The organism is Chitinivibrionales bacterium (genome assembly GCA_035516255.1).
Lineage (GTDB): Bacteria > Fibrobacterota > Chitinivibrionia > Chitinivibrionales > FEN-1185 > FEN-1185.
Genome location: DATJAL010000052.1, coordinates 11,495 through 25,324, shown reverse-complemented (window position 1 = coordinate 25,324; position 13,830 = coordinate 11,495). Strand labels below are relative to the sequence as shown.

The 13,830-nt window shown below is 55.5% G+C and carries 11 protein-coding genes; 3 read left to right on the top strand and 8 right to left on the bottom strand.

The genetic code is table 11. The annotated features are described in order from the left end of the window. Nucleotides 1-60: 60 nt before the first annotated feature. Nucleotides 61-1,224: a ubiquitin-conjugating enzyme E2 gene (locus tag VLX68_15370; GenBank protein HUI93626.1), complete on the bottom strand. Its 1,164-nt coding sequence runs from the start codon at nucleotides 1,222-1,224 to the stop codon at nucleotides 61-63. Beyond that, nucleotides 1,221-1,931, bottom strand: a complete 711-nt coding sequence (gene aroD / locus VLX68_15365) for a type I 3-dehydroquinate dehydratase (GenBank protein HUI93625.1) — start codon at nucleotides 1,929-1,931, stop codon at nucleotides 1,221-1,223. The genes VLX68_15370 and aroD overlap by 4 nt, the downstream gene beginning before the upstream one ends. A gap of 277 nt (nucleotides 1,932-2,208) precedes the next feature. Between aroD and VLX68_15360 the strand changes: the two genes are divergently transcribed. Then, nucleotides 2,209-3,501 (top strand): hypothetical protein, encoded by a 1,293-nt coding sequence (locus tag VLX68_15360; protein ID HUI93624.1) that lies wholly within the window; start codon nucleotides 2,209-2,211, stop codon nucleotides 3,499-3,501. Nucleotides 3,502-4,119: 618 nt separating this feature from the next. Here VLX68_15360 and VLX68_15355 read toward each other — a convergent pair. The 6 genes from VLX68_15355 to VLX68_15330 form a co-directional block, all read right to left on the bottom strand. Continuing rightward, entirely contained in the window at nucleotides 4,120-4,950 is an 831-nt protein-coding gene (locus VLX68_15355; GenBank protein ID HUI93623.1) for a class I SAM-dependent methyltransferase, read from the bottom strand. 63 nt (nucleotides 4,951-5,013) lie between these two features. Next, entirely contained in the window at nucleotides 5,014-5,226 is a 213-nt protein-coding gene (locus tag VLX68_15350) for a DUF1059 domain-containing protein (GenBank protein HUI93622.1), read from the bottom strand. Nucleotides 5,227-5,496: 270 nt separating this feature from the next. After that, nucleotides 5,497-6,045 (bottom strand): HNH endonuclease, encoded by a 549-nt coding sequence (locus VLX68_15345; GenBank protein ID HUI93621.1) that lies wholly within the window; start codon nucleotides 6,043-6,045, stop codon nucleotides 5,497-5,499. A gap of 337 nt (nucleotides 6,046-6,382) precedes the next feature. Continuing rightward, entirely contained in the window at nucleotides 6,383-7,384 is a 1,002-nt protein-coding gene (locus VLX68_15340; protein HUI93620.1) for a hypothetical protein, read from the bottom strand. Next, nucleotides 7,381-9,156, bottom strand: a complete 1,776-nt coding sequence (locus tag VLX68_15335) for a YgiQ family radical SAM protein (protein ID HUI93619.1) — start codon at nucleotides 9,154-9,156, stop codon at nucleotides 7,381-7,383. Before VLX68_15335 ends, VLX68_15340 begins: the two co-directional genes overlap by 4 nt. A 382-nt stretch (nucleotides 9,157-9,538) precedes the next feature. Beyond that, nucleotides 9,539-10,237: a leucine-rich repeat domain-containing protein gene (locus tag VLX68_15330; protein HUI93618.1), complete on the bottom strand. Its 699-nt coding sequence runs from the start codon at nucleotides 10,235-10,237 to the stop codon at nucleotides 9,539-9,541. 116 nt (nucleotides 10,238-10,353) lie between these two features. Here VLX68_15330 and VLX68_15325 point away from each other — a divergent pair, with 116 nt between their 5' ends. After that, nucleotides 10,354-10,503, top strand: a complete 150-nt coding sequence (locus VLX68_15325; protein HUI93617.1) for a hypothetical protein — start codon at nucleotides 10,354-10,356, stop codon at nucleotides 10,501-10,503. A gap of 478 nt (nucleotides 10,504-10,981) precedes the next feature. Continuing rightward, the gene (locus tag VLX68_15320; protein ID HUI93616.1) at nucleotides 10,982-13,243 is read left to right on the top strand and encodes a carboxypeptidase-like regulatory domain-containing protein; all 2,262 of its coding nucleotides are present in this window, start codon (nucleotides 10,982-10,984) and stop codon (nucleotides 13,241-13,243) included. Nucleotides 13,244-13,830: the final 587 nt, after the last annotated feature.

Here is a 13,830-nt window from a genome sequence, read left to right as displayed (position 1 = left end):
TAAGGAAAAATAGCTGCTCTCCCGTTGTGGGTCAAGTTTCGACACGGGTTCGGGAGCGGCTCACAGGTTTATCAGAACCGTGAGAATCCCGGCCTCTGCGGCAAGAAACAGCGCGACAACCGCGCAGACGGCGAGCGCCATTTTCGTGATCCGTTTCGGATCCCTCTTGTAAAGCCTTGCGCCGCAGCGGGAACAGAAAACCGTTTCTGCGTCGTGCCTTTTTCCGCAGCGCACGCAGAAGATGCATTCGATTTTAAAAACGGCCGCAATTCGTTCAACAAGTAATTTACGCTCAGGCTCGGTTACCGGTCCTCTAAAAAGTTGTCTTTCCTGCGGCCGCTTCACCGGCATCGCAGGCGCCGCGGTCTGCGCAATCGGCGCCGCTCGCGGCGCGGCCGGTTTTTTTTCGGCGGTCACGCCCGGCCGCGAAACCGCCGGGGCCTGGACGGGTTTTGGTGCGGAAACCTGCCGCGTCCCCGCCGCAGCTTCCGCCGCCACCGTGGACGCTATCGCCTCCAGAGCAAGCTGCGCCGTATCGTCCTCGCGGGGCGCGGCGTCTTTTGCCAGCGGTGCCAATGCGCCTTCAAGCACGATCGTTTCCGCATCCCCCTGCTCCTTTACAACCGCAACTTGTTGCGGCCTGGCGGGCGCGGACGCCTTCGCGGGGGGAGCCGGCGCCGCCTCGGCCGTGCGGGTGAAATCGACGGCGGACAGGGGCAGCAGCCTGCCGTTGTTCACCGCCCATTGCGCGGCATCCTTGTTGAGCGGGGCCTTCGCCGAATACCGCTGGAAAACGATCATCTGCCCGATCTTGACCACGAGGTCGGCGACCGTGGTCTCGGGGTTCCATTCTTCTTTTATGTCAATTCTCTCGTCAGAGATGTTGGGGTGAAATATCGGCGACAGCATCGAGCACACGGGCGGCGTTTCCGGATAATCGTCGGGCAGGAGTATTTCAACGATGTGCTCGCTTTTCGGCTCGATCGACTTCCCCGCCTGAAGCAGGCCGTCCACCCGGAAGACAAGGTGGTATTTTTCGGGCGGAAACCCGAACTCCTCCTTGATGTGGATATACAAATGCGTGGCGATGAATTTTTTCAGCAGTTCGTGCTCGGCGAGAAGGCGCTGTAGCCGCAGCTCGGCGCTCTTCGGATTCCTTGGCGGCGATGTATTCACGCTCGCCGTTACCCCGTTTTTCCCGGCCGCAAGCCCCTGCGCCATCATGGCGTTCCGCCTTTCGCCTTGAATGCCGGGTAGAAAAGACGCAGTTCATCCACGAGCCGTGCCACCGGCAGCTGGCCCGGCGCAACGGACCTGGTCACATACCCGTAAGTAAAGAGCGAGCCGAACACCGGCGCCAGAACGCGGGAGATGGCGCCGAATTCCCCCATGGCGATGGCGACCATGTTCCTGTTTGCGGCCGCCGTGAACGCCATGAGGCGCGCCACGTCGTGCCGGCTTTTGGCCATGGCCGCGATTTTGACGATGTCCGCGCCGAGCGACTCAGCCCTTGCCGCGAGCGCCTCGAGGTGCGCCGCGTCGGGCGTTTTCTCAAAATCGTGCTCCGACACGATGACCGTTTTCCCCGCCGCAAGGGCGATCACCTGCCGGTTTATCGGCGTGTCGCCCTCGATGTCGACGGCGTCGACAAAGGGCGTGATCGCCGTGAAGATGTCAATCCGTTTGTCCTTGTTTTCGGCGGTCTCGCGCACCGTGCCGATGCACGGGAACGCGAAAGTCTTTTTTATCTTGTCAATGAAAACGCACAGCGCCGGGATGTCGGCGCCGAGCTTGTCAACCCGTATTTCAAGAATATCAACGCCTGTTTTTTTAAGCTCGCCGATGCGCCGCATGTCGAAAAACTCGTCGACGATGGCGACCACGCGCGGGATTTCGCCGAGGGCGACGCTGCCTATTGAAACGGGTTTCATGGTTTAAAAATGATTGATGGGAAACGGGGGTTTTTAGTTTATTTCGTCCTAAAAATTTATGACCGTCCGGGGGTTTCCCCGCTGCAGATACGCCGCCCCGCGCCGCCTCAAGGCGCGGTTCTATATCCGTCATTGATTGCCGATCCAAAACAATCCATTTGAACCGGTTGAAATCACGGCGAGTTTTCAGATTTGACAATCACCGTTAAAACGCCTATATTTCCTCCTGGAGCAGCCTGATGCTCGTCCGGCCTTTTTCCTTCAACAGGGGGCAGGAATGACCAAAAAAATAACCATCCTATTCTCGTTTCTTACGGCGGCTGCACTTCACGCACAAGGCCAGGACATCAACATCACGGGCACCGTTGTAGACGACTCGAACAATGCCGTCCCCGGCGCGACCGTGAGCCTGGTGAGCGCCGGCGTCTCGTCCACCTCAAACGCAAACGGCATATTCGCGCTGGTAAAGAGCTCCGTTATCGGTTCAATGCGGCCGCACGGGAATTCAATCTCCGCATTTATCGCAGGCGGCGCGGCGCATTTTTTTGTCCCCAACCCCGCTGCGGTGAACATCGCCGTCTATTCCATGGACGGCCGGCTCGTTTCCCAGGCGCTGGACCGGATGCTTGACAGAGGCGCATATTCGCTTGTGCTCCCGTCGCGGCAGCTGCGGGCGGGAGTGTACCTTGTCAAACTTGGGATCGGCGATTGGACGGAACTTTTTAAAATGTCCCTGTACGGCTCCTTGGCCTCCGGGACCGGAATCCGGACGCCTGCCGGGCCGCAAGGACCCTCGCTTGATAAAATAAGTGCCGTTGCCGACACGCTTACCGCAACAAAACCCGGGTATACCACGTTCAAGAAGTTCATTTCCTCCTATTCGCTTGTAAACCAGGTGTGCGTCATTTCCCTGGTCGCCGCATGCACGAACCCCGCGTTCAAGACCGGCGACCCGAACGGCGGCTGGAACAACGGCGGCTATTATGTCCACAACAATATGTGGAACTGCGGCTCCTATGCGTGCGCCGAAACCCTGTACGCGTGCTCGTACCACAATTGGTACGTGGTCGGCAACATGAACAACAACAGCGGCGACGGCGCGGTCAAGACGTATCCGAACGTCCACATGGACTACAGCAACGTGGCGATCAGCTCGTTCAATTCCCTCACGAGCTCGTTCGCGGCCGCGAGCCCGCACGTGGGCATCTACGACGTGGCGTACGACATCTGGACCAACGGCGTCGCAACGCCCGGGTGCACCGAGTTCATGATCTGGACCGAGAACTACGGCCAGGTGCCGTCAGGCAGCAAGGCGGATACGGTGACTGTCGGCGGCCGGCTCTACAATGTATGGAAAACGTCAAGCAACGGTTATATCGCCTTCGTGCCAACGGCCGTGTTCACGTCGGGCACCATCGACGTGCTCGCAATCTTCAAGTGGACAATGTCAAAGGGATGGCTCGCGGCGAATTCGACGCTGGGGCAATTGTGTTTCGGCGTGGAAATCGTTTCGACGAACAGCACGAACGCGGTGTTCAAGTTCACGGATTTTTCGATTAATTCGAATTGACAGTGATAAGCCGGTAAGATCCGGGCGTTCCCCTCTTGTAAAGGCATGCTTCGCCTTTACAAGGGGGCCGGCCGGCAAAATGCAGATGATATAATTGAATGCGCGGAGCGCAACTACCTTCATTCAGGAACGAAGTGACAATGCGCTCTTGCGCACCCTCCAGTCCATTTAATGCGTCCTTCCAACCCCGGGAAAAAAGATTTTTATTGAAAACGATGCGCTTTGAAAGTCCATAACCAAAAAACCGTACTACGTTCCTAAATTTCTCAATTTTACCTATCCTTGTTAAAAACGGATTTTACCTGTGCCGTGATAGGCCATCTTAGGAGACTTGAATTGGCGGGTAATTTGCAGTATAATATACTCAAGCGTCTGCATATGCCCTACATGTGCAACGCCCAGGGGGGTGGCAGTTCTTCTAGCAGAGGTTGCCGCCTCCCGCTTTTATGCGGATAAACAGCTCCCATGAGGCTCTATTGCAACTTTGTGCAAACCGTCTGAGTACGGTTTCCCTTTTTAGCAAGTTTCATATTTACATGAGTTATTATATATCTGAACTTATTAAAAGTCGACGAAATCGATTTCGCCGTACTGCATACTGCAGTTTTAGAATGCCTTTCAGCCCAACCCCAGGCGCACCATTCTCACCCCGTTGAGAAAATGTATCACCCGGAGCGGAAACAGGAGTTTTTTGTCCCAGTGCCGTGCCATGTCGACCCTGGAATAATACGGAAAATCATCGATAACTTTTATGCGGGGACTCCATTTCGCAATTGGCGCGCTGGAGCCCGCCGCCCACTGAGCGGCCGCGAGAAACGGCGAGGCGTCCCGCTGCTTTTTTATGGTGCGGTTCCTGATGCGCAGCATGAACTTCGAATACGCCTCGAACATGATCTGGCTGCCGGGGAATTCGTCGATGAGGTCGAGAAACAATCGACGGATATCGTCTTCCTTAAGGTAAAAGAAGACCCCGGCTGCCATGAAAAAGACCTTTGAGCGCCGCACCGCGACGTCGTTGAACCAGGCACGGTCAAAGACCGATTTCACAATACACCTGTTGCGCTCCCCTTCCGGTATCAGGCCGCGCCGAAGGGCCATGGTGTCGGGCAGGTCAAGATCGTACCAAAATATTTTCCCATTGTCAACGCGGAAAAACGTGGTGTCGAGCCCCGCGCCGATGTTCACCACGGTCGCGTCCGGACATTCGGCGATGAACTGCCGAAGCGCGGCGTCGAAATGAAACGCGCGGATAGCGCTGTTGATCCGCAGTTGCATGGGCACGCGGCGGGTCATGTCGTCGAAGTCGAAATCCAGTCGGCCCACGATCTCGCAGGCCATGGGGTCGCGGATGAGCGGGTTTTGGCTTTTTGTTTCCAGCGCGCGGCCCCAGAGGGGCAGTAAAAGCGTCTTCTGTACTTCGCCAAGGGAGATTTTTAGTTTTTCAGGCATATTGAACAGGTACAACGGCTATTATCAAAGGAAGAAAATATCGGTTTGCGGGGGGATTGTCAACTACCGCGCCTTCTTCACCTGTTCAGCCACTTTTTTGCGGAACTTTTCAAATTCCTCTTTGTTATACGCCTCGATCTGGGCAAAGCCGTGCTCAGCGTGGAAATGCGCCACAACGCCGGAAACGACCTCGTCGAGCGAGGGGCCGGTTATGTCCTCGCCGCAGCCGCCGGAAAGCGTGAGGTCGGAGGAAGGGGTGCAGGTGAAAAGGTACATTGTTATTGTTCAATTCACAGGGCTATGCCAAGGCTTTCGCTATACCGGTTTTCTTGCGACTCCATTCATCATGTCGGAAGTCATCCCGCAAATCAACTTGCGCAGATGTCATTCATTCTCAGCAAGCGAGCGCCACCAAAGGCCGTGGCTTAATTGGAAATCGATTCTCGGTTGAGGAATGATGGAATGACTGACACAATTTATCTTCCGTCATTCTTAGCTCTTCCATGCGTCAACTCTCCAACACTCAAACGCTCAAACTTTTTCTTTTCAGAACACGCTTTCCAGGCAAAGACTCGTCAGCTTGCCAATCGTGCCCCATTCCCTGCAGGTCTGCGGGTTCTTGCAGTTCTTGCACAGCGTGTCGAGTGTCCGCGTCGATACACTGAGGGTGCCCATCTCCTTGTGCATTTTGTAAAGTTCCTTGAGGTACTTGCCGGCCACGACCCTGTGCAGCTTGTTTTTTTTCGTGAGCCCGAGCCACTGGAAAATGCCCCTGTCACCGCGCGACGAGTTGCAGGACTTGCAGGAGAACACGACATTATCGGACGAGCCGTTGCCGCCGCGCGACCATGGAATGAGGTGGTCTACGGTGAGGTTGTCCTTTGCGCCGCAGAACACGCAGGCGTCGGGGAGCTCGCGCTCGCGCTGCCATTCGCGTATGGTGCCGGACATGGTGATGGCTCCGGACACCAGCGCCTCGAACCGGTCGGTGACGAACCCGTAATTTATTGCGCCGTTGAATGCGGAGCGCGACATGAGCTTGGCGTATTCGTAGAACAGCTCCTGTTCGATGGTGTGCACGTATCTTGGCGGCATGGGAAAATGGTTCTTTTTTGTAAATACCCCGGCGGGGCGACGCACCGCGTTCGCCCCTTTGCAGCGCAACCACCTTTTTGCGCTGCTTGCCGAAGGTAGATTATGGAAACAAAAGGGCCACTCTAAGGCAGATTATACCCTGTGAGGCAATAACAAGGCAACGAAATCGATTTCGCCGTTGTAAGTGGTTGATAAATGCATGAAATGGACGCAGGCGTTCCCCTGGTCTTCATGCCTCAAGCTCGGGAGGGCCTCTTTCCGGGCTTGAGATTTAAAAAAATATTTTTATGATAATTATTTCGTGCTCGGTACAATTTTTCAGTAAGGCATCCGCCCGCTATGCGGGCGGATGCCTTACTATTCCCAGCATTTTCTCCGCCCTCGCATCCAAATACCGCACCAGCCCGCGCGGTATTCGCCCCATCATCCCCGACTCCTCCCACACCTCCGGACTCTCCATGCATAAATAAAGCGGAATTGCCGGGTCATGCTTTTCTACTTCGTCGCGGAGAGCGGAATAGAACTCGACCCGCACCGGCCTGAAATACCGGACCTTGCCGTCTTCGCCCTGCACCAGCTCGCCCATGGCGTACAGCGGCAGGTGGTTGTTCGTTTTTTTCAGCAGCGCCTTGAGCGCGGCGGGCGAACGGAATCCGCCCATGCTCCACCACGCTATTCTTGACGAATCGGCAACCGTTGACAATAGTTCGGAAACGACGCCGCGGTATTCCTTTTCCCATGCGGGGTACCAGAACATCGGGTCGAAGTGGAACGCGACCCAGAACCCCATGCCGAGGCATTGCTTTGCTACTTTGAGCCGTTCGTCAAGTGACGCAGTTCCACGCTCGAACAGGGAAATCATGCGCGGCGTGTTCATTGAAAATCCGACAACGACCTTTTGCGGATTTTTTATTCCCGCAAGGCCGCCAACGTTTGCGCTTTTTGTCTTGAACTCAACAAGCGCATTGGGAAAGGGATCAAGCAAGCCTGCAATTTTTTCGCAAAAGTGAAGTTTGTCCTCGAGATACAGGCTGTCGCCGAACTCGCCGGTGCCGAAACGGACAACGCCTTTTTGGCGGGAAAGCTTATCCCTGACCTCCTTTTCAAGGTCGGAGAAATTGTCAAATACGACCTGGCACTGGTTTTCCAGGTAGGACTGGAGCACGCAGTACCGGCAGTACATGCCGCAGCCGGTGAGCGGGGTGAGAATCTGGTAGCCGCAGCACAAATAACCTGCGGTCGTTCCCGGACAGGGTTTCCAGAATTCGCCTTTTTGCACGTGGTGTGAAATCGTGTTTCGTTGCTTTAGGGGCGGTTGGCCCGCAATCGCGTCATTCATCGGCGGAAGCCCCCGAGTTGCCTGCGGGGGTGCCGGGGCTGCTCCGGCGTCTGCCACCACATGATGAGATCCTTCTGCCGCCGCACATCGCTTAACTTATAGGAAACCGGCACCGGCTTGCCGGTAAACGGGTCCTCGCCCGTGGCATATACGGAGCACGACACGGTCATGGGAATGGGGATGTATTCCTGCACGTTGCGCGCCTTTATGCCCCTGCGCTTGAGATACTGGCCGAGCTCGCGCGCGTCGTCGATCGTGCTTCCCGGATGGCCGGCGATGAAATACGGCACAAGGTACTGCTGCTTGCCAGCCCGGCTGCTTGCGGCCGAAAAAAGTTCTTCGAAACGCTGCCATCCCGTCTCTTCGGGTTTGCCCATGGCCCGCAGCGCGTGCCGCGCAAGGTGCTCAGGCGCCACCGAGAGCTGGCCGCCGGTTGCTTTTTTCGCCACCACCTCGATGATCTCGGGCCACAGAAGCGCGAGGTCCATGCGCACGCCCGAGTTGATCGACACGTGTTTCACCATGTCAAGCCCGCACACCGTGCGGATGAGGTCGGCGAATGCGGCCTGGCTCGTCTGCAGATAGCCGCATGCTGCGGGCGAAAGGCAGCTCCTCCGGCCGCAGGGTTTTCCGTCCTTCGGCCGCCTGCAGAAGAGGCCGTACATGTTTGCCGTGGGGCCGCCGAGGTCCGAAACGATCCCTTTCCATCCGGGAATCATCGCCCGCCGCCTGATCTCCCGCACCACCGATTCCTTTGACCTGCTCTGCATGGTTTTCCCCTGGTGCGCGCCCAGGCCGCAAAAGTTGCACCCGCCAAAGCAGCCGCGCACCACGGTGACCGAATCCTTTATCTGCTCGTAGGCTGGAATCGCTCGCGTATACGACGGGTGCGGATGATAGGTGAACGGCAGCTCGTACACGCGGTCGATCTCGCCCTGGGTGAGCGGCTCGGCCGGTTTGTTGACCAGCACGGCGAGCGTGCCGCATTCCTGGAGAAATGCCGACTCGGGGTTTTCGTAGAACAGCCTTGTCATTCGGGAAAATGCGGCCCGCGATTTCAGGATCTCGTCGTACGACGGGAGCCGTACGAAACGTTGCCGAGGATCTGAAAGAACCTGTTGGAGCTGCGCCTGTCCCAGGCGCACGGCGGTGCCGGGAATATCGAGCGCGTTATCGAGCGGCTCTCCATGTTTGCAGCGCGAGACAAGGGAGCGCAGCGGATGCTCGGCCATCCCATAGGCGAGAATGTCGGCCTTGCAGTCGAGCAATAGCGGCTGCCGAATGGTGTCCGACCAGAAATCGTAATGGACGATGCGGCGCAGGCTCGCCTCCACCCCGCCGATCACGATGGGCACGCCCTTGAACGCCTGCTTGAGTGCATTGCAAAAGGCGATGGTGGCGCGGGCTGGCCTGCGCCCCGCGGCACCGCCGGGGACATACGGGTCGTCGCTGCGCGGTTTCTTTTGCGCGGTGAATAGTGAAATCATGGAATCAACGTTTCCTGCGGTGACCCCGAAGAAATACCGCGGCGCGCCGAGCGCGGTGAAATCCGAAGGGTTCTTGACATCAGGCATCGCGATGATGCCGACCGTCGCTCCGAGCGACTGGAGGTACCGCCCCACCAGCGCAGCGCCGAACGCCGGATGGTCGACGTAGGCATCGCCCGTCACGATGATGACGTCGAGTTGATCAATGCCCTGCTGCCGCATCTCTTCCCGCGTCGTGGGCAGAAATGTTCCCATGGCAACCGGTTTTACGGGAATTGTATCCATGGAATGAAAATTATTTGATTTCATCGAAAGAAGGAATTGATAAACTTTGGATAAAAAAAATAAGGAGTGATCGAAATGTCTCCGCCGACTTTGTACTTGGAAATATACACCGGACTTCTTGATGGTAAATAAAGGAGCAGGTCGATGGAGTCAATGAAGGTTGTTGATTAATAAGAAGTTCGCCGACGCGTTAGGGGCGACTGGAGGCCGCGCCGGAGCGCGGTGCTGCCCGGACCCCGGCGCGCAAGCGCCATCGGGCCGTGGCAGCCCGAGCCGAAGGCGGGACCGGAAGGAGAACCGACCCCGGTTATAGGTGCGAAATATTTTTCGCCCCTATTACCCGGGGGAACGCCCAATTTATTTAAATATTCTTATTTAGCAATTACCAGCATTTCTGCTTCGACTTCCACGTGTCGTCCCATTTCTTGAGCCAAGCCGCGAGTTCGGCATTGGGCGTGCAGAGCTTGTTGTCCTGAAAGTCAACGTAGGTGAGCCCTTTCATTTTGGTGAGGGCCGGCGGGAGCGTCATGAGCCTGTTGTTCATGAGGTAGAGCTCCCTGAGGGACGTGAGCTTTCCAATTTCCTCGGGCAACGACGTGAAGCGGTTGCCCCACAATTGCAGCACCCTGAGCGACTTGAGCGAAAAGAGCTCCCGCGGCAGCTTGGAGAGCTGGTTCTGGCGCACGTCGAGTTCCTGCAGGCTGACGCACCCGCCGATTTCCGGCGGCAGTTCGCTGAGGTCGTTGTACTGGAGGTCGAGCTTGACAAGCGATTTGAGCTGGCCGATTTCCGGCGGGATCTCGGCTATTTCGTTCCTGCCGAGCAGGAGCGTGGCCAGGGCCTTGAGGTTCCCTATCTCGGAAGGGATGCTTTTGATCCCTCCCTTTTCCATTTCCTTGTTGGTAAGGTCGAGAACGGTGATTCGTCCCTGGGAATCAACCTTGGTGACGCTTTCCACGGTCACGGAGGAGCGGCCCGCGCTGTCGAGGATGGCCCGCACCAGGGCTGTCTCGTCGGGCTTGGGCTGGCACCACCCCAGCGTGAACGCCGCGGCGAGGAGAAGGAACATGGTCTTTTTCATACGGTCCCCCTTGCTGAAACTGTTGCCATTCTACTATTTGTAAAGTATGTAGTAATTAATATAAATTCATTGCCGGACAAAGTCAAATGGCCGCGTCATTCAGGAGAAGCCGTCCGATGATGAAAGCCCGCCTCGAAAACTGCCCCGGGTTCTTTTCGAATCGTCATTCTTCCGTGACAAGTGTTTTCCCGCCCATGCTCTTGCCGCCGATCTGCCACGAAATCATGCATCTCATGGCGCAATGCCGCGGGGAATCGCAACAGTAATTGCATAAGCCTGTCGCATGCCGTCAATAAATATCCTTCCCTGTTTTCCGGCATGGTTGAAAAGATAAGCGGAAAATACCGCCTGGGATGGGGCAGGATTAATCAAACAGCCTTGTCCTGTATCACCTGACATTAGTCTTAAGCGGATAAGTAAGGAGATTTTTATTTGCAAACCTGCAAGCAGATTGTTCGCGAAAATTTTATGTTCGCAGGGATAAATTATTATTTTGCTATTTATAATCAATATGTTACAAAGAAATATGTTCGCAAATATTTTAATTGACCTAATAAAAAATCTATCACCTTTGGATATTATATTATTATATTATGGATATCAGCATCAATGAATAATGATATCATGGAACAATTCTGCAAATTGGTATATAATAATAATGAAATGGTTTTTTGATACAAAAATAACCGAATAACACTTTATCGCTTAATTAACCTTCTCACCCCCTCTAGGAGGTTTGTTGATATGAGAAAAGCATCATTATACATCCTTCTTTTTGTATCGCTCCTTCTCGGCCAGACCGTCAACATTACCGGAAAAGTTTCAAACACTTCAGGACAGGGCATCGCCGGCGCGGTGATTAAAATCTTCAATACGCCGTTGTCCTGCACCTCGAATTCCGACGGGACGTATCTGCTGACAGGCCAGGTGGGCACTCTGCCGGCCGGCAATGCCGTTCATCAGACAGCATACAGCCTTAATTACAAAAACGGTATTTTCACTTTTAACGGACCGGCCGACATGCCTGCCTCGGCAGCATTGTACGACGTCCGCGGCAGGTTGGTCGCCAAGGTGTTTTCCGGACTTCTCACACAGGGTACCACCAAGGTCTCCTTCAGCGTGGACAAACTTGGAAAAGCCATGCTGGTGTTGCGTGTGGCAATCGGGGACAAAGAAGCGAAAAGCATGCTGGTTTCCACCGCCGCCGACCACTTCGCCGTTTCCGGTTCGCTTTCCAAAACGGAAAGACTTTCCAAAACCGCGGCCTTGGACTGGATTCAGGCGAGCAAGTCCGGCTTTGCCTCGGTGATCCAGACCTTGGATTCCTACAATACCACGGTCAATTTCACGCTCGGCGTATTGCCGGCCGCTCCCGATTTCGGTCCCAACACCCATATCTTCGACGCAACGATGTCGTCGAGCTCGATCCAGGGCGTTCTCGACGCGGCGCACACTGCGTCAAGCCAGTTTGGAACCAACCGGGCCGCGTTCTTCTTCAAACCCGGCAGCTATTCCGTGAACATCACGGTCAGGTATTACATGCAGGCGTATGGATTGGGTATGTCTCCCGAGGACGTACAGGTAACGGGAACGGTACAGGCGACCGAGGATGGGACGGGATCGTTCTGGCGCGGTGTGGAAGGCTTTTCGGTCACGCCGACGGGCGGCCAGGAAGTCTGGGCCGTTTCGCAGGCCGACCCCTTTAGACGCATGCACGTGAAAGGAACCATGAGCATTTGCAACAGCGGCGCCAGCGGCGGATTCATATCCGATTCCAAAATCGACGGCGCGATTTCAACCGGCTGCGCGCAACAGTTTTACATTCGAAACAGCGTTCTCAATGGAATCCCTTCCAGCGGCATCTGGAACTTTCTGGTTCAAGGCTGCGACAATCCCCCGGCGGAAAACTGGCCCTCGGGCGGCATCAGCGTGGTCGCCAAAACCCCGTTGGTGCGTGAGAAACCCTATGTGGTGTTTGACAACAACGCCCAAACATACTCAGTGTTCGTTCCCGCCCTGCGCACGAACAGCCAGGGTATAACGTGGGACAACGGCACGCCTGCCGGCGATCTGTTGCCGATCGATCAATTTTACATTGCAATCGCGGGAACCGACAATGCCACCACCATTAACGCGGCGCTCGCCCAGGGCAAGAACCTCATCCTCACCCCTGGAATTTACGTGGTCAGCACGCCGATCCTTGTCCAGCGTCCCAACACCGTGGTGCTGGGCTTGGGCATGGCCACGCTGCAGGCGCAGAACGGCTCAATCTGCCTCAAGACAGCGGATGCGGACGGCATCATTGTCGCCAATATTCTGTATGAAGCCGGTACAGGCGGCGATTCGCCTTGTTTGCTCCAAATTGGCGATTCTGGAAGCGTTGCGGACCATAGCGCCAACCCGCCGTTCGTGTTCGATCTGTTTGCCCGCTGCGGCGGCTCCGTTGTAGGCACCACAAAAATCGGCGCGATCTTCAACAGCAACAACACCATCCTGGACCATTCCTGGATCTGGCGCGCAGACCACGGGGCGGGCGCGGGATGGAACGCGGACTCCACTACAATCAGAGACGGCCTTTACATCAACGGCAACAACTGCATCACCTACGGACAAATGGTGGAGCATTGGCAGAAATACAACACGGTATGGAACGGTGAAAACGGCCAGCAGTATTTCTATCAGAATGAGCTTCCCTACGACGTGCCGAACCAGGCGTCGTGGATGGAGGGCGCCGTGCCGGGAATACCCGCAATCAAGGTGACCAGCCGCGCCACGAAATTCTACGGATGGGGACTGGGCATCTATTCCTATATGAGAAGGGCCGCGATCACCACCACGAATGCCATAGAGGCGCCGAAACTTCCGGGAATCTCGGTCCATCGCGTGGTCACCTTTGCGCTTGCCGGAGACCAGGGAACGATTTTACATGCGGTGAACGACACGGGAGCCGCAGTGAAAAATCCAAGTCCCACGATGATCAGATTCGGAGATTATGTGGGTCATTGATTCTTGATTGAAATTTTGTTTAGTGAAATTGAAAGGGTGATCCGTGTGGGTCGCCCTTTTCTTTTCTATTTTTGAAATAAATAAAAATCTGGGAACCCCGCACCAGTTTGTAGTGCCGTTAAATAATTTAAAAAACCCGGGCGTTCCCCCGCTTTGCGGGGTCGGCCGGCAACGCGCTCTTGCGCGCCCTACAGTCTGCCTACCGGGCCGTTGAAAAACTTGCCTTGAGGCGTTTTCTTGACAAATGCGCTGGCTAAATTTGCTTAAAATCGCCATTTCATGCCATAAAGTCAAGCAATTTTAAATCCTATGTGGGGTTTTTCAACGGCCTGCTAATGCCGGGCAGAAGAAATATTCCCGATTTTATTTCTTGCCGCAGGCAGCGAAGAGGAAGAAGACTTGCTTTTGGGGAAAGAAGCCCTCGTGTGGCACGGCCGTCTCGGCCGTGTTCTTCTTATAGCATCCATTGAAAGCAAAGTTTGGTTTCCCGCCCGCGTGATTATTTAGTTTATATGCAACGGTCAAGAGCACTGCCGGGACGGCAGTGGCACACGAACCTATTTTCTATCGGTAATGCAGCGCGCCTG

Coding starts and splice junctions, on each gene's coding strand:
- VLX68_15370 (HUI93626.1), bottom strand. CDS start 1,224: ATGATGGCGCAGGGGCTTGCGGCCGGGAAAAACGGGGTAACGGCGAGC.
- aroD (HUI93625.1), bottom strand. CDS start 1,931: ATGAAACCCGTTTCAATAGGCAGCGTCGCCCTCGGCGAAATCCCGCGC.
- VLX68_15360 (HUI93624.1), top strand. CDS start 2,209: ATGACCAAAAAAATAACCATCCTATTCTCGTTTCTTACGGCGGCTGCA.
- VLX68_15355 (HUI93623.1), bottom strand. CDS start 4,950: ATGCCTGAAAAACTAAAAATCTCCCTTGGCGAAGTACAGAAGACGCTT.
- VLX68_15350 (HUI93622.1), bottom strand. CDS start 5,226: ATGTACCTTTTCACCTGCACCCCTTCCTCCGACCTCACGCTTTCCGGC.
- VLX68_15345 (HUI93621.1), bottom strand. CDS start 6,045: ATGCCGCCAAGATACGTGCACACCATCGAACAGGAGCTGTTCTACGAA.
- VLX68_15340 (HUI93620.1), bottom strand. CDS start 7,384: ATGAATGACGCGATTGCGGGCCAACCGCCCCTAAAGCAACGAAACACG.
- VLX68_15335 (HUI93619.1), bottom strand. CDS start 9,156: ATGGATACAATTCCCGTAAAACCGGTTGCCATGGGAACATTTCTGCCC.
- VLX68_15330 (HUI93618.1), bottom strand. CDS start 10,237: ATGAAAAAGACCATGTTCCTTCTCCTCGCCGCGGCGTTCACGCTGGGG.
- VLX68_15325 (HUI93617.1), top strand. CDS start 10,354: ATGATGAAAGCCCGCCTCGAAAACTGCCCCGGGTTCTTTTCGAATCGT.
- VLX68_15320 (HUI93616.1), top strand. CDS start 10,982: ATGAGAAAAGCATCATTATACATCCTTCTTTTTGTATCGCTCCTTCTC.